General features: G+C 63.4%; 18 protein-coding genes and 1 pseudogene. 13 read left to right on the top strand and 6 right to left on the bottom strand.

All coding sequences use genetic code 11. The features are described 5' to 3' along the window. The 4 genes from NP534_RS06980 to NP534_RS06965 form a co-directional block, all read right to left on the bottom strand. The coding region (locus tag NP534_RS06980; protein WP_274098248.1) for a fimbrial biogenesis chaperone at nucleotides 1–490 on the bottom strand (490 nt) is incomplete at its 3' end. A 66-nt stretch (nucleotides 491–556) separates the two neighbouring features. Continuing rightward, a complete protein-coding gene (locus NP534_RS06975; RefSeq protein ID WP_274098247.1) occupies nucleotides 557–1,096 on the bottom strand; it encodes a fimbrial protein in 540 nt (179 codons plus the stop codon). 204 nt (nucleotides 1,097–1,300) lie between these two features. Continuing rightward, nucleotides 1,301–1,711 carry a PA2817 family protein gene (locus NP534_RS06970; RefSeq protein WP_274098246.1) on the bottom strand — a complete coding sequence of 137 codons (411 nt, stop codon included), beginning with the start codon at nucleotides 1,709–1,711 and terminating at the stop codon, nucleotides 1,301–1,303. Between the two features lie 68 nt (nucleotides 1,712–1,779). Next, nucleotides 1,780–4,227, bottom strand: coding sequence for an acyl-CoA dehydrogenase (locus tag NP534_RS06965; protein WP_274098245.1), 2,448 nt, complete (start codon nucleotides 4,225–4,227; stop codon nucleotides 1,780–1,782). A gap of 188 nt (nucleotides 4,228–4,415) precedes the next feature. Between NP534_RS06965 and NP534_RS06960 the strand changes: the two genes are divergently transcribed. The 3 genes from NP534_RS06960 (at nucleotide 4,416) to NP534_RS06950 (ending at nucleotide 6,880) form a co-directional block, all read left to right on the top strand. Continuing rightward, on the top strand, nucleotides 4,416–5,039 hold the full coding sequence (locus tag NP534_RS06960) for a glutathione S-transferase (protein ID WP_274098244.1): 624 nt from the start codon (nucleotides 4,416–4,418) through the stop codon (nucleotides 5,037–5,039). Nucleotides 5,040–5,171: 132 nt separating this feature from the next. Then, complete coding sequence (locus NP534_RS06955; protein ID WP_033700587.1) at nucleotides 5,172–6,104, top strand: ABC transporter ATP-binding protein; 933 nt, start codon at nucleotides 5,172–5,174, stop codon at nucleotides 6,102–6,104. Next, a complete protein-coding gene (locus NP534_RS06950) occupies nucleotides 6,101–6,880 on the top strand; it encodes an ABC transporter permease (protein WP_033700586.1) in 780 nt (259 codons plus the stop codon). Before NP534_RS06955 ends, NP534_RS06950 begins: the two co-directional genes overlap by 4 nt. A 12-nt stretch (nucleotides 6,881–6,892) precedes the next feature. Here NP534_RS06950 and NP534_RS06945 read toward each other — a convergent pair. Beyond that, a pseudogene (locus tag NP534_RS06945) lies at nucleotides 6,893–7,390 on the bottom strand (DUF2062 domain-containing protein); the annotation flags it as partial. A 142-nt stretch (nucleotides 7,391–7,532) separates the two neighbouring features. Between NP534_RS06945 and NP534_RS06940 the strand changes: the two are divergent. The 8 genes from NP534_RS06940 (at nucleotide 7,533) to murB (ending at nucleotide 14,403) form a co-directional block, all read left to right on the top strand. Further along, the gene (locus NP534_RS06940) at nucleotides 7,533–9,743 is read left to right on the top strand and encodes a DNA internalization-related competence protein ComEC/Rec2 (RefSeq protein WP_274098243.1); all 2,211 of its coding nucleotides are present in this window, start codon (nucleotides 7,533–7,535) and stop codon (nucleotides 9,741–9,743) included. Nucleotides 9,744–9,856: 113 nt separating this feature from the next. Beyond that, on the top strand, nucleotides 9,857–10,492 hold the full coding sequence (locus tag NP534_RS06935; RefSeq protein WP_033700585.1) for a MotA/TolQ/ExbB proton channel family protein: 636 nt from the start codon (nucleotides 9,857–9,859) through the stop codon (nucleotides 10,490–10,492). Continuing rightward, nucleotides 10,489–10,923 (top strand): ExbD/TolR family protein, encoded by a 435-nt coding sequence (locus NP534_RS06930; RefSeq protein ID WP_186653751.1) that lies wholly within the window; start codon nucleotides 10,489–10,491, stop codon nucleotides 10,921–10,923. Before NP534_RS06935 ends, NP534_RS06930 begins: the two co-directional genes overlap by 4 nt. Continuing rightward, nucleotides 10,923–11,933 carry a tetraacyldisaccharide 4'-kinase gene (gene lpxK / locus NP534_RS06925; protein ID WP_274098242.1) on the top strand — a complete coding sequence of 337 codons (1,011 nt, stop codon included), beginning with the start codon at nucleotides 10,923–10,925 and terminating at the stop codon, nucleotides 11,931–11,933. The genes NP534_RS06930 and lpxK overlap by 1 nt, the downstream gene beginning before the upstream one ends. Before the next feature lie 43 nt (nucleotides 11,934–11,976). Beyond that, nucleotides 11,977–12,162 carry a Trm112 family protein gene (locus NP534_RS06920; RefSeq protein ID WP_003247142.1) on the top strand — a complete coding sequence of 62 codons (186 nt, stop codon included), beginning with the start codon at nucleotides 11,977–11,979 and terminating at the stop codon, nucleotides 12,160–12,162. Beyond that, on the top strand, nucleotides 12,159–12,923 hold the full coding sequence (gene kdsB, locus NP534_RS06915; RefSeq protein WP_274098241.1) for a 3-deoxy-manno-octulosonate cytidylyltransferase: 765 nt from the start codon (nucleotides 12,159–12,161) through the stop codon (nucleotides 12,921–12,923). The genes NP534_RS06920 and kdsB overlap by 4 nt, the downstream gene beginning before the upstream one ends. Then, nucleotides 12,923–13,387 carry a low molecular weight protein-tyrosine-phosphatase gene (locus NP534_RS06910; RefSeq protein ID WP_274098240.1) on the top strand — a complete coding sequence of 155 codons (465 nt, stop codon included), beginning with the start codon at nucleotides 12,923–12,925 and terminating at the stop codon, nucleotides 13,385–13,387. The genes kdsB and NP534_RS06910 overlap by 1 nt, the downstream gene beginning before the upstream one ends. After that, nucleotides 13,384–14,403, top strand: a complete 1,020-nt coding sequence (murB, locus tag NP534_RS06905; protein ID WP_274098239.1) for a UDP-N-acetylmuramate dehydrogenase — start codon at nucleotides 13,384–13,386, stop codon at nucleotides 14,401–14,403. The genes NP534_RS06910 and murB overlap by 4 nt, the downstream gene beginning before the upstream one ends. Nucleotides 14,404–14,509: 106 nt before the next feature. Here murB and rne read toward each other — a convergent pair whose 3' ends face one another. Beyond that, nucleotides 14,510–17,689, bottom strand: a complete 3,180-nt coding sequence (gene rne, locus NP534_RS06900; protein WP_274098238.1) for a ribonuclease E — start codon at nucleotides 17,687–17,689, stop codon at nucleotides 14,510–14,512. 800 nt (nucleotides 17,690–18,489) lie between these two features. On the opposite strand from rne, the gene rluC reads away from it, so the two are divergent. Both rluC and NP534_RS06890 read left to right on the top strand, forming a co-directional pair. After that, nucleotides 18,490–19,446 (top strand): 23S rRNA pseudouridine(955/2504/2580) synthase RluC, encoded by a 957-nt coding sequence (gene rluC, locus NP534_RS06895; RefSeq protein WP_033700578.1) that lies wholly within the window; start codon nucleotides 18,490–18,492, stop codon nucleotides 19,444–19,446. Between the two features lie 3 nt (nucleotides 19,447–19,449). Continuing rightward, the gene (locus NP534_RS06890; protein WP_274098237.1) at nucleotides 19,450–20,109 is read left to right on the top strand and encodes an HAD family hydrolase; all 660 of its coding nucleotides are present in this window, start codon (nucleotides 19,450–19,452) and stop codon (nucleotides 20,107–20,109) included. Nucleotides 20,110–20,132 lie beyond the last annotated feature (23 nt).

Here is a 20,132-nt window from a genome sequence, read left to right as displayed (position 1 = left end):
CTTGTTGAGCGGACCACTGCAGTTCGTTGAGCCGGGTTTCAGGTTTTTCCTTGAGCTGGCTTGGGCGGTAGAACAGCTTGATGCGTGTGCGCAGGGCAATGTTCAGCACGTTGCGGGCATCAGGGTCGACCTGCGGTAACTCCTGAACATTGAAGTAGAACAGCGACTCGCGATCGGTTGGCAGGTCGTTCGGAAGAACATTGATCTGTACCAACTGCTCACGGCCAGAGTCCAGGCGGAACAGTGTCGGTGAGGCGAGCAGCGGGACACTCGTGGTGGTGTCATCACTTGCCGTGTTGACCCAGACTTGAGCTGCATAGGCAGCTTTGCTGGGGTTGGCGACTACCAGCGAAGCGCTGCGCTTGTTGCTGGGCAACACGATGCGTGTGCTGTCGATGGTCAGTGCTGCATGGGCAATGGGGGCCAGCAAGGTCAGGCATGTGGCGGCCACTGTGGCACGAAGTGCGGAGAAAAGAGGAGGCATGGACATGCGGAAAACCTGGACAGATGTGGCTTGATAGCGGTCCAGGCGCCTGTAAGCGCCTGGATTGATCATTTAGCGGATGTCGACCAGGAAATCGACGCTGGTGTCGATGTTCCCTTCAGGCACGTTAGCCGCTGTAGTTTTCAGTCGGGCGGTAAAGCGCATATCGGTTGGAAGGTTTTCGTCCAGGTCATGGGCATTGGATTCGGTATCCGGTGGCAGCGGGGTGCTGCTCCGGTCGAGGATCTCCAAGGCTAGGTTGCTGGTGTAGCCAACACCACTTTGCAGTCCGTACAGCCTGCCAGTCGGGTCGGCGCCGAAGCGCGGAGAGAACGTCACGAAGGCCTTCTTGGTGGGGTCGATGTCACAGGAGGCGTCAGGCGTGATGCGCAGGGAGAACGGTACCATTGCGGTGTTTTGATCCGCAGCAGTGAAGTCCCGCGTGCGGAAGTGGCCCAGATGGATAGGCTGGCTTGGGCCGCCTGGGTGTACCACTTCGATAGGGCAAGTGCCGCCAGTGGTGACGGTGCCCTGGAAATTGATAATGCCTGTATTGGCCATGGCCGCGGTGCTGGATAAGCTGATGGCTAATGCCACAAAGTGTTTTTTCACAATGATGTCCAAATGACGTGTTAAGTAAGGCCTCAAGCTGAACAAAAACGATGCTCCGCTCAATGGCACGGCTGCAGAGTAGGCTGATTCAAACACCTGATCTGTAGGAAGTTGGCGTTGCGCGCCTGAACTTTTACGACACGTCATTCGGTTTTTTACGAGCCTTGCCCGCCGCTGAAGCGAGTAGATAACAGCGCTTGGCGGTCAGTGAGTACTGCCGTGCCCTGGCTTGCTCAACAACTGCTTTTCCTGATGCCAGTCAAAGGGCTCGCCATTCTGTTCGGCTTCAAATCGATGCTCTTCCAATTGCTGGTACAGCTCCAGTTCTTCGTCTGGCATGAAGTGCAGGCAATCGCCAGCAAAGAACCACAACAGGTCGCGCGGCACCAGGTGTGCGATTTGCGGGTAGCGCTGGATCACCTGGCAGAGCAGGTCTTGGCCTAGGTATTGGCTCTCCAGCGGGTCTTGCGGCAGCAGCGTCAGCAGTTCGTCGAAGCGTTCGAGGAACAGGGCGTGGCTTTCTTCCGGCACCTGCTCTGCGTCACCCAGTGCAACCAGGATGGTGCGCAGGTGCTGGAGCAGTTGCAGGTGGTATTCCAGGTTGGGGTTGGCCATGGAATGGGTCCTCGGTATGGCTGAAACGGGGGGCGGAGTATACGCCGCGCCCCCTTTCGAGCGAAGGGTCAGCGCACCTTGCCCGGTTCAGCCAGCAACTGCGCCTTGTCGAAGGCATCGACGTCGATCACTTTTCTGCGCGCTTTCTCGGCTTCGTGCAGACGCTGGCCTTCACCAGGCTGCAGCACTCCGGCCTCGATGGCTGCGTCGATGGCGGACTTCCCGGGGGGTGATTGGACGTTCCCCTCCTTGATGGCTTGATGCAATGCCTTGCGCAGTGGCGCCGTGTCGTCCAGTAGATCGCTGGCTCGCTGCAGCCCTGCCACCGGGTCGCCTTCTGCCTGGGGCCTGTAGCAACCGGCCAGCAGCTCTTCCAGTGCAGGGTCACCCTTGCTGCGTCCGATCAGTTCGGCTACTTCGGCATCCAGTTCATCACTGGGGCCTGTATGACGACGGCCGAACGGAAACACCAACACGCGCAGCGCGCAGCCGATGAAGCGGTTGGGGAAGTTGTCGAGTATACGGTCCAGCGCATTTTCCGCCTGGCCGAGACTCTCCTCCATTGCCCAGCGCAACAGCGCTCGCATGTGCTCCGGGGAACCCAGGTCGTGATAGCGCTTGAGCGCGGCAGAGGCCAGGTACAAGTAGCTCAGCACATCACCCAGGCGTGCGCTCAGACGTTCGCGGCGCTTGAGTGCCCCGCCCAGCAGCATCATCGACAAGTCGGCCATCAATGCAAAGGCTGCCGCCTGGCGGTTGAGGGCGCGGAAGTAGCCCTGGCTCAGGGCATCGCCCGGCACTTTTTCCAGGTGGCCCAACCCCAGTCCATACACCAAGGTGCTGGCCGCATTGCCGGCGGCGAACATGATGTGCTTCATCAGCAGTCCATCGAACTCGATCAGCGCCTGGTCACGGTCTTCGCGAGCGACCAGTGCCATCTCCTTGAGTACGAACGGGTGGCAGCGGATGGCGCCCTGGCCAAAGATCATCAGGTTGCGCGAGAGGATATTGGCGCCTTCGACGGTGATGAAGATCGGCGCCCCTTGCCAATTGCGCCCCAGGTAGTTGTTGGGCCCCATGATGATTCCCTTGCCGCCATGTACGTCCATGGCATGCTGGATGCACTCGCGGCCACGTTCGGTCAGGTGATACTTGAGAATCGCCGACAGCACCGAAGGTTTCTCACCCAGGTCCACGGCCTTGGCCGTCAGCAAGCGGGCGCTGTCCATCAGCCAGGCGTTGCCGCCGATGCGGGCCAGCGATTCCTGGATGCCTTCGAAGGCGGCCAGTGGCACGTTGAACTGTTCGCGAATGTTCGCGTACTGGCCGGTCACCAGGCTGGTGTACTTGGCCGCGCCTGTGCCTACGGCTGGCAGTGAGATGGAACGGCCCACCGACAAGCAGTTCATCAGCATCATCCAGCCCTTGCCGAGCATGTCCTTGCCGCCGATGAGGAAGTCCAGGGGGACGAACACGTCCTTGCCACTGTTCGGGCCGTTCATGAAGGCCGCGCCCAGTGGCAGGTGGCGCTTGCCGATCTCGACGCCGGGGGTATCGGTCGGGATCAGTGCCAGGCTGATGCCGAGTTCTTCTTCTTCGCCAAGCAGATGGTCCGGGTCATAGGCCTTGAAGGCCAGGCCCAACAGGGTGGCGACCGGGCCCAGGGTGATGTAGCGCTTCTCCCAGTTCAGGCGCAGGCCGATGACCTCTTCGCCGTGCCATTGGCCTGTGCAAATGACACCCGTGTCAGGCATGGCGCCCGCATCGGAACCGGCCAGTGGGCCGGTGAGGGCGAAACAAGGGATATCGTCACCGCGAGCCAGGCGCGGCAAGTAGTGGTTGCGCTGTTCGTCGGTACCATAATGCAGCAGAAGCTCGGCCGGGCCCAGTGAGTTTGGGACCATGACGGTGGAAGCCAGGTCGCCGCTGCGCGTGGCCAGTTTCATGGCCACCTGGGAATGGGCATGGGCAGAGAAGCCCTTGCCGCCGTATTCCTTGGGGATGATCAGGGCGAAGAAGCCATGCGTCTTGATGTGCTGCCAGGCTTCTGGCGGCAAGTCCATGTCCTGGCCGATTTGCCAGTCACTGACCATGGCGCAGAGCGCTTCGGTCGGGCCATCGATGAAGGCCTGTTCCTCTTCGGTGAGTTTCGGCGCCGGGTAGGCGAGCAGGGTGCGCCAGTCCGGGCGGCCGCTGAACAGCTCGCCATCCCACCACACGGTGCCCGCGTCGATCGCTTCGCGCTCGGTTTGCGACATGGGCGGCAAGGTGCGCTGGAACCATTTGAACACTGGGCCCGTGAACACCTTGCGGCGCCAGTCAGGCAGCACCAGTAGCGCGGTTTTGGCTGCGAGTATCAGCCAGATCACCGCTAGCAGCCAGCCGGGGGCCTTGCTGAAGATACCCATCAGCAGCGTATAGATGGCGATGATGCCGAGTATCTGCAAGGGCGGCAGGCGCCGGTGCGTGAGGTACGCAGCGCCGATCACCAGAACCACCAACCACAACAGCAACATAATCACTCCTCCTTGGAACCAGGGGCTAGAGCTAACCCACAGAGCTTAGACGCAACGCTATGAACGGCATCGTCAGAACAGTGACAGGGTGTGGCAGCAGGAGTTTCAGGGCATTGTCTGTCAGTGCCGGTACAGGCGGCGCAGGTCTGGAGTAGACTTCAGCCCTCTGCACTCATAAGGACGTTGCCATGCTGAAGATCTGGGGCCGCAAGAACTCGAGCAATGTGCGCAAGGCGCTGTGGATCGCCCACGAGCTGGGCCTCGACTTCGAATCCATTGATGCCGGCGGTGCTTTCGGCGTGGTCAACGAGCCGCTCTACCGTGCACGCAACCCCAATGGCCTGGTGCCGATGCTGGAAGATGGCGACCTGACCCTGTGGGAGTCCAATACCATCGTTCGCTACCTCTGCGCCGAATACGGCCAAGAGCAGGGCTGGTACCTGGACGACCCGCGGCAGCGGGCCCTGGCAGACAAGTGGATGGACTGGACTACCTCGTCCTTCGCCACCCCGTTCCGCCCTTTGTTCTGGGGCCTGCTGCGCACGCCTGAAGACCAGCGCGACTGGGTGGCGATCAACGCCGCACACAAGCAGTGCGCGCAATTGCTGGCGATTGCCGATGAAACCCTGGCCAGGCAACCCTATCTTTCCGGTGACCAGATCGGCATGGGCGACATCCCACTGGGTAGCTTCATCTATGCCTGGTTCGAACTGCCCATCGAACGCCCGGCCATGTATCACCTGGAGGCCTGGTACGCGCGCCTCAAACAGCGCCCCGCCTATCAGGCAGCGGTGATGACTGCGCTGACTTGAACCTGCCTCGATAGTCACTATCAATACACATGACTGTACTTGTGCGGCCAGCCCTAGCACCATGGCCGCACTCACTGCGCCAGTGATTTGCCCTGGCGTGTCCTGACCTTTTCACTCGGTACGTGACCCGCTATGAGTTCTGCCCTGTCCATTCGACAGCTGACCAAAACCTACGGTAATGGCTTCCAGGCCCTCAAAGGCATCGATCTGGACGTCGCCGAAGGTGACTTTTTCGCCTTGCTCGGCCCCAACGGCGCCGGTAAATCCACCACTATCGGTATTCTTTCGACCCTGGTGAACAAGACCAGCGGCACGGTGAACGTGTTCGGCCACGACCTGGATCGCGAGCCTTCGGCGCTCAAGCGCTGCCTGGGCGTGGTGCCGCAGGAGTTCAACTTCAACCAGTTCGAAAAGACCTTCGATATCGTCGTCACCCAGGCCGGCTATTACGGCATCCCACCCAAGCTTGCCAGGGAACGCGCCGAGCAGTACCTGACCCAGTTGGGCCTGTGGGACAAGCGCGACGTGCAGTCGCGTTCGCTGTCGGGTGGCATGAAGCGCCGGCTGATGATCGCCCGTGCGCTGATCCATGAGCCGCGCCTGCTGATTCTCGATGAGCCCACCGCCGGCGTGGACATTGAGCTGCGCCGGTCGATGTGGAGCTTCCTCACCGAGCTCAACCAGAAGGGCATCACCATCATCCTCACCACGCATTACCTGGAAGAGGCTGAGCAGTTGTGCCGCAACATCGGCATCATCGACCACGGCACCATCGTCGAGAACACCAGCATGCGCCAGTTGCTGGGCAAGCTGCATGTCGAAACCTTCGTCCTCGACCTCAAGCAGGACCTGCCCGCCGCCCCAGTGCTGCAGGGCTACCCGTGCCGGTTGATCACCCCGCATACCCTGGAGGTGCAGGTGGACAAGGACATCGGCATCACGGCGCTGTTCGGCCAGCTGGCGCTGCAGAACATCGAAGTGCAGAGCTTGCGCAACAAGACCAACCGACTCGAGGAGCTGTTCGTGTCCCTGGTGGAAAAAAACCTGTCGAAGGTGGCCGTATGAGTGTGGAACTGCGCACCAACTGGGTCGCCCTGAATACCATCGTCTACCGTGAAGTGCGGCGCTTCCTGCGGATCTGGCCACAGACCTTGCTGCCGCCAGCGATCACCATGGTCCTGTACTTCGTCATCTTCGGTAACCTGATCGGCCGGCAGATCGGCGACATGGGTGGTTTCACCTACATGGAGTACATCGTGCCTGGGCTGATCATGATGTCGGTGATCACCAACTCCTATGGCAACGTGGTGTCGAGTTTCTTCGGCAGCAAGTTCCAGCGCTCGATCGAAGAACTGATGGTGTCGCCGGTATCGCCGCACACCATCCTCGTTGGCTATGTGCTGGGCGGCGTATTGCGTGGGCTGGCAGTGGGGGTGATCGTCACGATCCTGTCGATGTTCTTTACTCACCTGCAGGTGCATCACCTGGGCGTCACGGTCGTCGTGGTGCTGCTGACGGCCACGATTTTCTCGTTGCTCGGCTTCGTCAACGCGGTGTTCGCACGTAACTTCGATGACATTTCGATCATCCCCACCTTCGTGCTGACGCCGCTGACCTACCTGGGTGGGGTGTTCTATTCGATCAACCTGCTGCCGCCGTTCTGGCAGGCCGTGTCAATGGCCAACCCGGTGCTGCACATGGTCAACTCGTTCCGCTACGGCATCCTAGGGGTGTCGGATATCAGCATTGGCACGGCGATCACCTTCATGCTGGTCGCCACTGCGGTGCTCTACACCCTCTGCATTCGCCTGCTGGTCAGCGGCCGCGGCATGCGTGCATGAGCATTTGAGTTTGCGCCGGCGCCACTGCCGGCCAACCCACCAGCGCCAGTACAGCATGGTGGTGAAGTAGGCGAGGATGCCCAGTACCACGCCGCAGACTACCGAGCCCAGCAGGAAGGGTTGCCAGACGGTCGACAGCTGGTCGGTGATCCATTCGAAGGTCAGTTCGTCGGGCAGTGTGCGCGGCGGAATTTGCAACAGCCAGGCGCCGGTCATGTAGGTGATGAAGAACACCGGGGGCATGGTCAGCGGGTTGGTCAGCCATACCAGGCTGACAGCGATTGGCAGGTTGCCACGTACCGGGATAGCCAACGCAGCGGCCAGCAGCATCTGCATGGGGATGGGGATCAGCGCCGCGAACAGCCCCACGCCCATGGCCCGGGCCACCGAGTGCCGGTTCAGATGCCAGAGGTTCGGGTCGTGCAGCAATTTGCCGAAAAAGCGTAAGGACTTGTGTTCCCGAATGCTGGTCGGATCCGGCATGTAGCGTTTGAAAAGACGGCGCGGCATGTAGGCTCCCGGGGCGTTTATCGGGGCAGTATGCCTTGAATCCCTAACCGCCTCGTTTAGAGTTTGTGACAATTGTTGAGCAAGCTTTGCCAGCATTTGCGCTATGCCTCAGAAGGTCATTTCGCTTCTGGGGCTCTACCTTATGCGCACAGGGATGTTTGCGCTCGCGCTCGGGCTGCTTTGCCTGGGTTTTCTTCCCGTATTGCCATCGGTCGGATGGCTGCTTGCGCTGTTGCTCGGCGCCGTCGCCTGCCTGTTCACCCGGGTGTGGCCATTGGGCTGCTTTGTGTTGGGGCTGTGCTGGGCGTGCTGGTCAGCCCAGCACGTGCTGGACGATCGGCTCGCGCCTGGGCTTGATGGCCGCACCGTTTGGCTGGAGGGCAGGGTAGCCGGCCTGCCGAGCCGTACTGCGCAAGGTGTGCGGTTCGAGCTGGAGCAGGCCGCTTCGCGGCGTGGCGCATTGCCACGGCGCTTGCAACTGAGCTGGTACGACGGACCGCAGCTGAGGGCGGGCGAGCATTGGCGGTTGGCCGTGACCTTGCAGCGCCCTGCCGGGCTGCTGAACCCGCACGGGCCTGATCGCGAAGCACAGTTGCTGGCCCGGCGGATTGGCGCCACCGGGACGGTCAAGGCTGGGCAGGTGTTGAGCGCTGTGGCCGGTGGCTGGCGGGACGAGCTGCGCCAACGCCTGCTGGCGGTCGATGCCAACGGCCGGCAGGCGGCGCTGGTGGCGTTGGTGCTTGGGGATGGCGGGGGCCTGGCCCGCGAGGATTGGCAGACATTGCAGGCCACTGGCACGGTCCACCTGCTGGTGATCTCTGGGCAGCATATCGGCCTGGTCGCGGGCCTGCTGTATGGCTTGGTCGCCGGGCTGGCGCGGTGGGGGCTTTGGCCCGCACGGCTGCCCTGGTTGCCCTGGGCGTGTGGCTTGGCCATGGCGGCAGCACTGGCCTATGGCTGGCTGGCCGGCGCTGGCGTACCGGTACAGCGCGCCTGCCTGATGCTGGCCGTGGTGCTGCTCTGGCGCCTGCGTTTTCGCCACCTCGGCGCCATGCTGCCGTTGCTGCTGGCGCTGGTCGCGGTGCTGCTGGTCGAACCGTTGGCGGGGCTGTTGCCTGGGCTCTGGCTGTCGTTTTCTGCCGTGGCCATTCTTATCTATTGCTTCAGCGCCCGGTTGGGCGGCTGGCGGCCCTGGCAGGCCTGGACGCGGGCGCAATGGGTGATCGCTATCGGTTTGCTGCCGGTGTTGCTGGCCACTGGTTTGCCGGTGAGCCTCAGCGCGCCGCTGGCCAACCTGCTGGCGGTGCCGTGGGTCAGCCTGGCGGTTTTGCCGTTAGCGTTGCTGGGTACGTTGCTTTTGCCCCTGCCGGGCTTCGGGGAGGCGCTGTTGTGGCTGGCCGGTGGCCTACTGGATGTGCTGTTCAAGGTGTTGGCCGTGGTAGCGGGCTGGCGGCCAGCTTGGGTGCCGCCGGCCCTGCCGCTGTGGGCCTGGGCGTTGGTTGGCGTGGGCGCGCTGCTGGTGCTGTTGCCCCGTGGCGTGCCCATGCGCGGGTTGGGTGGGGTCATGCTGCTTGCCCTGTGGGTACCCAGGGAGCCGGTGGCGGCAGGGCAGGTGGAAGTCTGGCAGTTGGATGTCGGTCAGGGGTTGGCGGTGCTGCTGCGTACCCGTCATCACAGCCTGCTCTACGATGCCGGACCGGCCAAGGGTGAGTACGACCTGGGCGAGCGGGTGGTGCTGCCAACCCTGCGCAAGTTGGGGGTGGGGAGGCTTGACCTGATGTTGATCAGCCACGCCCACGCCGACCATGCGGGCGGTGCTGCGGCCATCCACCGTGGGCTGCCGGTCAGGCGGATGCTGGGTGGTGAGGCGCTGGAGGCCCTGGCGCTGCAACCATGTGTCAGTGGGGAGCAATGGGACTGGGATGGCGTGCGCTTTTCGCTATGGCGTTGGGCTGAAGGGCAGAGCAGCAATGACCGCTCTTGTGTGCTGCTGGTCGAGGCGCAGGGGGAGCGGCTGCTGTTGGCGGGGGATATGGAGGCGGGAGCCGAGCGGGCATGGCTGGCGGCTCACGGGGCGACGCGTATCGATTGGTTGCAGTCACCGCACCATGGCAGCCGTAGTTCGTCCACCGAGGCGTTTATCCGCGCTACGGCGCCGCGCGGGGTGCTGATTTCGCGGGGGCGTAACAACAGTTTTGGTCATCCACATGCGCAAGTGGTCGAACGGTATCGGCGGCATGGGCTGGCTATTCATGATACGGCGGTGGAAGGGGCGTTGCGGTTGGTGTTGGGGGCGCAGGGGGCGGTGGAAGGTGTGCGCGGGCAGCGGCGGTTTTGGCGGGGTGGGGAATGAGGCCCTGAAGCGCTACCGCTGAAAACCCGGCAGCCAATTCCCTGACCTTCGGCAGATGAGCCCCCTGCGCTCCTATGATAGAGTGGCGGCCTTTTTCCGAAGGGGCGTTTACTGTGTGGGAATTGGTCAAGTCCGGTGGTTGGATGATGCTGCCGATCATTCTGAGTTCCATCGTTGCCATGGCTATCGTCGTCGAGCGCCTGTGGACCCTGCGCGCCAGCCGCGTGACCCCGCCACACCTGCTGGGCCAGGTCTGGATGTGGATCAAGGACAAGCAACTCACCAGTGACAAGCTCAAGGCCCTGCGCGCCGATTCGCCGTTGGGCGAAATCCTCGCTGCGGGCCTGGCCAACTCACGCCATGGTCGCGAGATCATGAAAGAGTGCATCGAGGAGGCCGCGTCGCGCGTCATCCACGACCTTGAGCGCTACATCAGCACCCTCGGCACCATTGCCGCGATGGCCCCGCTGCTGGGCCTGCTGGGCACCGTATTGGGCATGATCGACATCTTCAGCGCCTTCATGGGTTCGCAGATGACCGCCAATGCCGCTGTGCTGGCCGGCGGTATCTCCAAGGCACTGGTCACCACCGCAGCGGGCTTGATGATCGGTATCCCGGCGGTGTTCTTCCACCGCTTCCTGCTGCGCCGCATCGATGAGCTGGTGGTCGGCATGGAGCAAGAGGCGATCAAGCTGGTGGAAGTGATCCAGGGCGACCGAGAAGTCGAAGTGGCCGGAGGCAAGGCGTGAAGTTTCGGCGCAATCGCCAGCGGGAGAACGTCGACATCAACCTGGCGTCGTTGATCGACGTGGTGTTCGTCCTGCTGCTGTTCTTCGTGGTCACCACCACCTTCACCCGCGAGACGCAACTGCGCGTCGAGCTGCCCGAGGCCGCCAGTGCCGAGCAGCCGCCGGCCGATGAGGGCAAGCGGGTGGAGATCACCATCAGCGCCGAGGGCGTGTATTCGGTGAACAACAACCTGCTGCCCAAGAGCGACCTGGCCACCTTGAGCGAGGCCATCGAGCAGGCGTCGGGCGGTGATCACAGCTTGCCGCTGGCGATCAGCGCCGATGGCAAGACCCCGCACCAGGCCGTGGTTACCGCGATGGATGCGGCCGGCAAGCTCGGCTTCAGCCAGTTGCGCATGACCACCGTCGAGGCCGCTCAGGGGACGCCTTGATGGCCTTCGCCGACCGTTTGCTCGCTGCCTGGTACGCCGGGCATCCGGCCCTGGCGCTGCTGCGCCCGCTCGAAGCCCTGTACCGCCGTGTGGTAATGCGCAAGCGTGCGCGTTTTCTCAGGGGTGAAAGCGCCAGCTACCGAGCCCCGGTGCCGGTCATCGTGGTGGGCAACATCACCGTGGGCGGTACTGGCAAGACGCCGATGATCCTCTGGCTGATCGAGCATTGCCGAAAGCAGGGGCTCAAGGTCGGGGTGGTCAGCCGCGGTTATGGCGCCAAGCCCATGCATCTGCCCTGGCGCGTCGAGGCCGATCAGCGCGCCGAACAGGCCGGTGATGAACCGCTATTGATCGTGCAGCGCACCGGCGTGCCGCTGATGATCGACCCTGATCGGTCCCGCGCCGTACAGGCGCTGCTGGCCAGCGAGCCGCTTGACCTGATCCTGTGCGATGACGGCATGCAGCACTACCGCCTGGCGCGCGACCTTGAGCTGGTGCTGATCGACGCCGCCCGTGGCCTTGGCAATGGGCGCTGCCTGCCGGCCGGGCCACTGCGCGAACCGGTCGAGCGCCTGCAAGAGGCCGATGCGGTGCTGTTCAACGGTGCCAGCGCTGATTCGCAGGCAGGTTTTTCCTTCCGCTTGCAGCCGTCCGCGCTGGTCAATGTGCGCAGCGGCGAGCGTCGCGGCCTTGATCTGTTCCCGCCAGGCCAGCGCCTGCATGCGGTGGCGGGTATCGGTAACCCGCAACGTTTCTTCAATACCCTGCTGGGGCTAAACTGGCAGCCGGTGCCGCACCCTTTTGCCGACCACGCACAATTCAGCGCCGACCGCCTGTCGTTCACACCGCCATTGCCGCTGGTGATGACCGAGAAGGACGCGGTCAAATGCCGTGCCTTCGCTGCCGACGACTGGTGGTACCTGGTCGTCGAGGCGCAGCCGTCGCCCGCGTTCAGCGCCTGGTTCGACAGCCAGCTGCAACGCTTGCTGCCCGGGCACCGTAAGCCCTGAGCCCCTATTCAATTGCCGGCCACCTGGCCTCAAGGAAGCTTCCATGGACACCAAACTGCTCGATATCCTGGCCTGCCCGATCACCAAAGGCCCGCTCAAGCTCAGCGCCGACAAAACCGAGCTGATCAGCAAGGGCGCGGGCCTGGCGTACCCGATCCGCGACGGCATCCCGGTGATGCTGGAAAGCGAAGCGCGCACCCTGACCGATGACGAGCGTCTGGACAAATGAGCCTGGACTACACCGTGGTGATTCCCGCCCGCCTGCGCTCCACGCGCCTGCCGGGCAAGCCGCTGTTAACGATCGCCGGCAAGCCGATGATCCAGCACGTGTGGGAACAGGCGCGTAAAAGTGCTGCCAGCCGTGTAGTCATCGCCACCGACGATGCCAGTATCGTCGAGGCCTGCCAGGCGTTTGGCGCCGAAGTGCTGCTGACCCGCGCCGACCATGAGTCCGGCACCGATCGCCTGGCCGAAGTGGCGGCGCGTCTCGGCCTGCCTGCCGACGCCATCGTGGTCAACGTGCAGGGCGACGAGCCGCTGATCCCGCCGGTGATCATCGACCAGGTGGCGGCGAACCTCGCGGCCCACCCGGAAGCCGGCATCGCCACCCTGGCCGAGCCGATCCACGAGCCGCAGGTCGTGTTCAACCCCAATGCGGTCAAGGTCGTCAGCGACAAGAACGGCCTGGCCTTGAGTTTCAGCCGTGCGCCGCTGCCCTGGGCGCGTGATGCCTTCGCCAAGGGCCGCGACCAACTGCCCGAAGGCGTGCCCTACCGCCGTCACATCGGCATGTATGCCTACCGCGTGGGCTTTTTGCAGGACTTCGTCGGCTGGGGCCCGTGCTGGCTCGAACAGACCGAGGCGCTGGAGCAGTTGCGCGCCCTGTGGCATGGCGTACGCATTCACGTCGAAGACGCCATCGAGGCGCCCGCCGTGGGTGTCGACACCCCTGAAGACCTGGAGCGCGTAAGGCGCCTGCTGGAGGCTTGATGCGCGTCCTGTTCGTTTGCCTGGGCAACATCTGCCGCTCGCCCACCGCCGAGGGCGTGCTGCGTCATCAGTTGCAGGCCGCAGGGCTTGCCGAGCAGGTGCACGTGGCGTCGGCTGGTACCGGTGACTGGCACGTCGGCAAGGCCCCAGACGGCCGTACCTGCAAGGCCGCGCAGGCCCGCGGGTATGACCTTTCGCAGCAACGCGCCCAGCAGGTGAGCGTGGCGCACTTCGCCGAGTACGACCTGATCCTGGCCATGGACGAGAGCAACCTGAGCCACTTGCGTGCCCTGCGCCCGCATTCGGCGTCAGGTGAGCTCGACCTTTTCCTACGCCGCTATGGCGCGGAGCTGGATGAGGTGCCAGACCCGTACTACGGTGGCGCCGCCGGTTTCGAGCAGGTGCTGGACCTGATCGAGGTGGCGTGCCAGGCATTGGTGGTGGAAATCAAGGGGCGGTTATGACAGCGCTGTGGCAGGAGCAGGTTTCGCTCAAGCCTTTCAATACCTTCGGCATTGACGTCAAGGCCCGGCATTTCAGCCAGGTGCATGATGATGACGAGGTGCGCGAAGCGCTGGCCGAGGCGCAGCGGATCGGGCTGCCGGTGCTGGTCATCGGCGGTGGCAGCAACCTGCTGTTGACCGGTGATGTCGATGCGCTGGTGCTGCACATGGCCAGCCGTGGCCGCCGCGTGCTGAGCGATGACGGCGAGCGCGTGGTGGTTGAGGCCGAGGCGGGTGAACCCTGGCATCCGTTCGTGCAATGGACGCTGGCGCAAGGTTTTTGCGGGCTGGAGAACCTCAGCCTGATCCCGGGCACCGTGGGCGCAGCACCGATGCAGAACGTGGGCGCCTATGGCGTCGAGATCAAGCATGTGTTCGCCGGCTTGACTGCCTTGGATCGCCAGACCGGTGAGTTGCGTGATTTTGGTCTGGAAGAGTGCGCCTTTGGCTATCGCGACAGCCTGTTCAAGCGTAACCCTGGCCGCTGGTTGATCTTGCGGGTGCGCTTTGCACTGAGCCATACGCTGCAGGCTCATCTGGATTATGGGCCGGTGCGCCAGCGCTTGGTGGAGCAGGGCGTTGAACAGCCCAGCGCGCAGGCGATCAGCGACGCTATCTGCAGCATTCGCCGGGAGAAGTTGCCGGACCCGGCCGAATTGGGCAATGCCGGGAGTTTTTTCAAGAACCCGGTGGTCTCTGCTGAGCTTGTCGAGGGTATTCGTGGGCGTTTCCCGGGCGTTGTAGCTTACCTTCAGGCTGATGGCCAGGTGAAGTTGGCGGCGGGGTGGCTGATCGAGCAGGCGGGCTGGAAGGGGTATCGCGATGGCGATGCGGGCGTGCATCGGCTGCAGTCGTTGGTGCTGGTCAACTATGGTCAGGCGAGTGGGGCGCAGTTGCATGACTTGGCGCGGCGCATCCAGGCGGACATCCGCGAGCGGTTCGGGGTTGAGCTCGAGATGGAGCCTAATCTGTACTGATTGATTGGCGCGGGCCGTTCCTGCGGCCGCGCAACCACCAGGCCACTAGGCAAGAAAAAGCCCCGCCAGTTCGCACTGGCGGGGCTTTTTCATTCAGCCGTTGGCATCAACCGTGATGAGGCTTGTGCTCATCAGCGGTTTCCAGGGCCGGCTCTGCAGCTTCCTGCGCGGCCTTGGCAGCAGCTTCAGCTTCACGCTTGCGGCGACGCACTTCACGTGGGTCGTTCGGCGCGCGGCCGTTGGCCAGCATGACGGTAGCAGCTTCAACCACGGCAGGTGCTTCGACCGGTGCAGGCTCGACAACAACTGGCTCTGGCTCCACGACCACTTCGGGTTGCGCTTCGACAACCACGGCAGCCTGCTCGGCAACCACGGCTTCTTCCACGACTACCGGCGCCTGCTCGATTTCGCCGGCTTCAACTGCTGGCGCTTCGACTGGGGCTTCGACAGGCGCTTCGGCAACGACCACCGCTTCAGCGGCAGGGGCCGCTTCGACGACTGGCTGCGGCGTGACTTCGACCACGGGCTCGGCGCTGGCCTCGACCACGGCGACAGGCTCGCTGAAAGGCTGCTCGACCACAGGGGCAACAGCGGCTTCCTCGGCCTGTGCAACCGCTTCGACCTGCTCGGACGGTTTGGCGGCTTCGCTGTTGTCGGTTTCGACGACTTCGGCGGTGGCGCGCTCGGCCTGCTGGTTGGCTTGCGCTTCGGCATCGGCGCTGATGTTGCTGCTGGCAACAGCAGCGGTGACGGCCAGGCCGGCAGCCAGTTCGGCACCCAGCTCGGTGGCCTGGTGCTGTTGTGGCTGCTCTTCGCTGCCTTCGTCTTCGCTGCCTTCGATCAGCTCACCGTTGGCATTGCGCTGACGCTCGCGACGGTTGCTGCGACGACGCTGGCCGCGGGAACGGCGACGTGGACGCTCGCCATCTGCGCCTTCCTGTTCGTCCTGCAGCAATTCATCGTTCGGCAGTTGCTCTTCGGCAAGCTCTGCAGCCTGCTCAGCCGCTTCTTCGGTGGCACGTGGCTGGCGCTCTTCACGCGGCGGGCGTGGGGCACGCTCTTCACGTGGGGCGCGTTCTTCACGAGGGGCACGCTCTTCACGCGGTGCACGTTCTTCGCGAGGGGCACGCTCTTCACGCGGTGCACGTTCCTCACGTGGTGCACGTTCTTCACGTGGCTGACGCTCTTCGCGTGCAACCGGTGCCGGCGTGGCCTCCAGTGGCTCGCGCAGTTCGCGTACCGGGCGCTCTTCGCGGTTGCCACGACGGTCTTCGCGTGGCTGGCGTGGTTGACGCTCTTCGCGAGGTGCGCGTTCTTCACGCGGGGCACGTTCTTCACGCGCGGCACGTTCTTCACGTGGCGCGCGTTCTTCGCGAGGCTGGCGCTCTTCACGCGGGGCGCGCTCGGCACGCTCTTCGCGTGGTTTGCGCTCTTCGTCGCGGCGGCCATTGCGGTTGCGGCTCTGCTGGCGGCCGTTACGGCGTTCTTCGTTGCGTGGCGTGCGATCAGCGGCTGGCTTTTCGGCCGTGACGGCCGGTGCGGCGACCGGTTCGTCCTTGCCGGCGAACAGGCTGACCAGCGACTTGACCAGGCCTTTGAACAGGCTCGGCTCTGGGGCGCTTGGCGCTGGGGCTACCGGTGTGGCGGGCTGCTGAGGCTCTTCGACAGTGCTCGGCACCGGGGCATTGGTGCGGGCCGGGGCGGTCTTGACCGCAGCTTCCTGGCGAACCAGAGTGCGCGTGGCGGCTGGTACCGGCGTCGCTTCTTCGGTCTCGGTGGCGGCGATCTCGTAGCTGGACTGGTTGTTCAGCACTTCCGGGTTGTCGTCGCGCAGGCGCTGGACTTCGAAGTGCGGGGTTTCCAGGTGATCGTTCGGCAGGATGATGATGCGTGCGCGGGTGCGCAGTTCGATCTTGGTGATCGAGTTGCGTTTCTCGTTGAGCAGGAACGCGGCGACCGGGATCGGCACCTGGGCGCGCACTTCGGCGGTGCGGTCCTTCAGGGCTTCTTCTTCGATCAGGCGCAGAATGGCCAGCGACAGCGATTCGACGTCACGGATGATGCCGGTGCCCGAGCAGCGTGGGCAGACGATGCCGCTGCTTTCGCCCAGCGATGGGCGCAGGCGCTGACGGGACATTTCCAGCAGGCCGAAGCGCGAGATGCGGCCCACTTGCACGCGGGCACGGTCGGCTTCGAGGCATTCACGCACACGCTCTTCAACGGCGCGCTGGTTCTTGGCCGGGGTCATGTCGATGAAGTCGATGACGATCAGGCCGCCGATGTCGCGCAGACGCAGTTGGCGGGCGATTTCCTCGGCCGCTTCCAGGTTGGTCTGCAGGGCGGTTTCCTCGATGTCGCTGCCTTTGGTGGCGCGCGCCGAGTTGATGTCGATGGAGACCAGGGCCTCGGTCGGGTCGATCACGATCGAGCCGCCGGACGGCAGGTCGACGACACGCTGGAAGGCGGTTTCGATCTGGCTTTCGATCTGGAAGCGATTGAACAGTGGCACGCTGTCTTCGTACAGCTTGACCTTGCTGGCGTACTGCGGCATCACCTGGCGGATGAAGGTCAGGGCTTCTTCCTGGGCGTCGATGCTGTCGATCAGCACTTCGCCGATGTCCTGACGCAGGTAGTCGCGGATGGCGCGGATGATGACGTTGCTTTCCTGGTAGATCAGGAACGGCGCAGCGCGGTCAAGGGAGGCTTCCTTGATGGCGGTCCACAGCTGCAGCAGGTAGTCGAGGTCCCACTGCATTTCTTCGCTGCTGCGGCCAAGGCCGGCAGTGCGCACGATGAGGCCCATGTCGCCCGGCACGGTCAGGCCGTTCAGGGCTTCGCGCAGTTCGTTGCGCTCTTCGCCTTCGATGCGGCGGGAGATGCCACCAGCGCGTGGGTTGTTGGGCATCAGCACCAGGTAGCGACCGGCCAGGCTGATGAAGGTGGTGAGGGCGGCGCCTTTGTTGCCGCGCTCTTCCTTCTCGACCTGGACGATGACTTCCTGGCCTTCGCTGAGGACGTCTTTGATGTTGACGCGGCCTTCGGGGGACTTCTTGAAGTACTCGCGGGAGATTTCTTTCAGCGGCAGGAAGCCGTGACGCTCGGAACCGAAGTCGACGAAGGCGGCTTCGAGGCTAGGTTCGATGCGGGTGATCTTGCCTTTGTAGATGTTGGCCTTTTTCTGCTCACGCGCGCCGGACTCGATGTCCAGGTCGTAGAGGCGTTGGCCGTCCACCAGGGCTACACGCAACTCTTCGGGTTGAGTTGCGTTAATCAGCATTCTTTTCATGTTGTACCGTCGGTTTCCGGGCTGCCGGAAACGGCGTTCGGCACACACGACGTCTCATGGTCGGTGCCAAGGTGCGCAAAGGGTGGCGGGCCACCCCCGTGTCGAGCGACGTTCGGCACCAGCCGGTTGCCCAGCCTGCCGTTGTCACGACGACGCGTCCTGTTTGCTGCGGTGCCTACCAGGCCCTTGTGGCTTTCGAATAGGTATCCGAATCAACCCAGCGGGCCAAGTGCACTCAGTCAGGAGGAGGAATCAACCTTCAGCCGTGGACGCCCGGAGGCATCTGTTTCAGGACCTTATCCGCTCGCCGGCCATTTCAGTGGGCCGGTGGCCGGACGCGGTGCTACACGGTCCGAGGGCTGTGCATCTCCACCCTGCACGTATCCCTGATAATTCGGGTGCTGCCGCGCGCTGAATCCGCAACGGGTTGCATTTTTCGCCAGCGCAGGTTGAGCGCTGGCGCCATTCATGTCCAAGGCAGGTATTTCCGAAGCATTCGCCGTGCGTTGCGTGCAAGCGTCGGGGCGGGCAGAGGTGCAGCGAAAAGAAGCGGGTAAGCAGGTGAAACACCGCACTTGTCGTTTTTTTTCAGTCTTCTCTACACAGCGCTGGTGGCGATTCCAGGCAATTCGGTAAACTGGCGAAAACCCCGTAGGACGGCCTCGCGTCCTGGAGAATTGCGAAGGTCAGGGACCGGCGAAGAGCCTGGTGCCGCTGGCCTGCCGCTTTTGGCGGCGTTCGCGACTATAGCAGCAATGATTAAGTGCTTCAATTCCATAAAAAATTGTTATGATCCCTTGATGACGACCAATACCCCTCCGACTTCCGGCGTTCAGCTGATCGAAGTCGCGCCGGAGCTTGCCGGCCAACGCATCGACAATTTCCTCATCACGGCGCTCAAGGGCGTGCCCAAGACCTTGGTCTACCGCATCCTGCGCAAGGGTGAGGTGCGGGTCAACAAAGGGCGCGTCAAGCCTGAATACAAGATTCAGGCTGGCGATATCGTACGGGTACCGCCCGTCCGCTTGCCTGAGCGTGACGCACCTGCGCCGGTTGCCCAGGGGCTGCTGCAGCGCCTTGAAGCGGCGATTGTCTACGAAGACAAGGCGCTCATCGTGATGAACAAGCCGGCCGGTATCGCTGTGCATGGCGGCAGTGGCCTGAGTTTCGGGGTGATCGAGGCGCTGCGTCAGCTGCGCCCGGATGCCAAGGAGCTTGAGCTGGTGCATCGCCTGGACCGCGATACATCCGGCCTGCTGATGATCGCCAAGAAGCGCAGCATGCTGCGCCACCTGCATGCTGCCCTGCGCGGCGATGGTGTCGACAAACGCTACATGGCGTTGGTGCGTGGCCACTGGCCGACCGCGAAGAAGCAGGTCAATGCGCCGTTGCTCAAAAGCAACCTGCGCTCTGGCGAGCGCATGGTCGAGGTCAACGAGGAGGGCAAGGAGGCGCTGACCCTGTTCCGCGTGCTGCGCCGTTTTGGCGAGTTCGCCACCATTGTCGAAGCGCGTCCGATCACCGGCCGTACCCACCAGATCCGCGTGCACACCTTGCATGCCGGGCACATGATCGCCGGCGACAGCAAGTACGGCGACGAAGATTTCAGTCGCGAGATTCGCGAGCTGGGTGGCAAGCGCCTGTTCCTGCATGCCTATGCCCTGACCGTGCCACTGCCTGATGGTGGCGAGCTCAAGCTGGAGGCGCCGGTGGATGAGGTGTGGGCCAAGACTGTAGAGCGTTTGAGTGCGTCCTGAGTGATGAAAAAGTCTTATGAGCTGCTGATCTTCGACTGGGACGGCACCCTGGCCGATTCCATTGGCCGCATCGTCGAGGCCATGAATGCTGCCGCCGAGCGCGCCGGTGAGGCGCCGAGTCACGATGATGCGGTCAAGGGCATTATCGGCCTGGCCCTGGGCGAGGCGATCCATACGCTGTATCCGCATCTGACGCCCGGGCAGCTCGAGCGTTTTCGGCAGCACTATGCCGACATCTACACGGCGCTTGATCAAAAGCCATCGCCGTTGTTCGAAGGTGTGGTCGAGTCGCTGGATGCCTTCCGTGCCGAGGGTTACCGCTTGGCGGTAGCGACTGGCAAGGCGCGTCGAGGCCTGGACCGGGTGCTCAAGGCCAATGGTTGGGAGCAGTTCTTCGATATCACCCGCGCCGCTGACGAGACCCGTGGCAAGCCACACCCGCTGATGCTCGAGGAGATTCTCGGCCATTGCGGTGTCGAGCCTGGGCGCGCGTTGATGGTCGGTGACTCGGCGTTTGACCTGCAAATGGCCAGCAATGCGGGCATGCACTCGGTGGCTGTCGGCTATGGTGCGATGTCGCTGCAGGCGCTGGCCGAGTTCGGCCCGCAGGTGTGCATCAATCATTTCTCCCAGTTGCGTGAGTGGCTGGTCGGTTCCGCGTAATTTCACTTCCAAGGCAGGTGAGC

The sequence above is a fragment of the Pseudomonas sp. 39004 genome (genome assembly GCF_028682155.1).
In the GTDB taxonomy this organism is placed as follows: Bacteria; Pseudomonadota; Gammaproteobacteria; order Pseudomonadales; family Pseudomonadaceae; genus Aquipseudomonas; species Aquipseudomonas capeferrum.
The sequence above is the reverse complement of the archived record's forward strand: the minus strand, read 5'-3'. Positions and strand labels throughout refer to the sequence as shown.

Bases quoted from the DNA above. Each gene is read 5' to 3' on its own strand.
- NP534_RS06970 (WP_274098246.1), bottom strand. From the start codon at position 1,711: ATGGCCAACCCCAACCTGGAATACCACCTGCAACTGCTCCAGCACCTG.
- NP534_RS06965 (WP_274098245.1), bottom strand. From the start codon at position 4,227: ATGTTGCTGTTGTGGTTGGTGGTTCTGGTGATCGGCGCTGCGTACCTC.
- NP534_RS06960 (WP_274098244.1), top strand. From the start codon at position 4,416: ATGCTGAAGATCTGGGGCCGCAAGAACTCGAGCAATGTGCGCAAGGCG.
- NP534_RS06955 (WP_033700587.1), top strand. From the start codon at position 5,172: ATGAGTTCTGCCCTGTCCATTCGACAGCTGACCAAAACCTACGGTAAT.
- NP534_RS06950 (WP_033700586.1), top strand. From the start codon at position 6,101: ATGAGTGTGGAACTGCGCACCAACTGGGTCGCCCTGAATACCATCGTC.
- NP534_RS06940 (WP_274098243.1), top strand. From the start codon at position 7,533: ATGCGCACAGGGATGTTTGCGCTCGCGCTCGGGCTGCTTTGCCTGGGT.
- lpxK (WP_274098242.1), top strand. From the start codon at position 10,923: ATGGCCTTCGCCGACCGTTTGCTCGCTGCCTGGTACGCCGGGCATCCG.
- NP534_RS06920 (WP_003247142.1), top strand. From the start codon at position 11,977: ATGGACACCAAACTGCTCGATATCCTGGCCTGCCCGATCACCAAAGGC.
- kdsB (WP_274098241.1), top strand. From the start codon at position 12,159: ATGAGCCTGGACTACACCGTGGTGATTCCCGCCCGCCTGCGCTCCACG.
- NP534_RS06910 (WP_274098240.1), top strand. From the start codon at position 12,923: ATGCGCGTCCTGTTCGTTTGCCTGGGCAACATCTGCCGCTCGCCCACC.
- murB (WP_274098239.1), top strand. From the start codon at position 13,384: ATGACAGCGCTGTGGCAGGAGCAGGTTTCGCTCAAGCCTTTCAATACC.
- rne (WP_274098238.1), bottom strand. From the start codon at position 17,689: ATGAAAAGAATGCTGATTAACGCAACTCAACCCGAAGAGTTGCGTGTA.
- rluC (WP_033700578.1), top strand. From the start codon at position 18,490: ATGACGACCAATACCCCTCCGACTTCCGGCGTTCAGCTGATCGAAGTC.
- NP534_RS06890 (WP_274098237.1), top strand. From the start codon at position 19,450: ATGAAAAAGTCTTATGAGCTGCTGATCTTCGACTGGGACGGCACCCTG.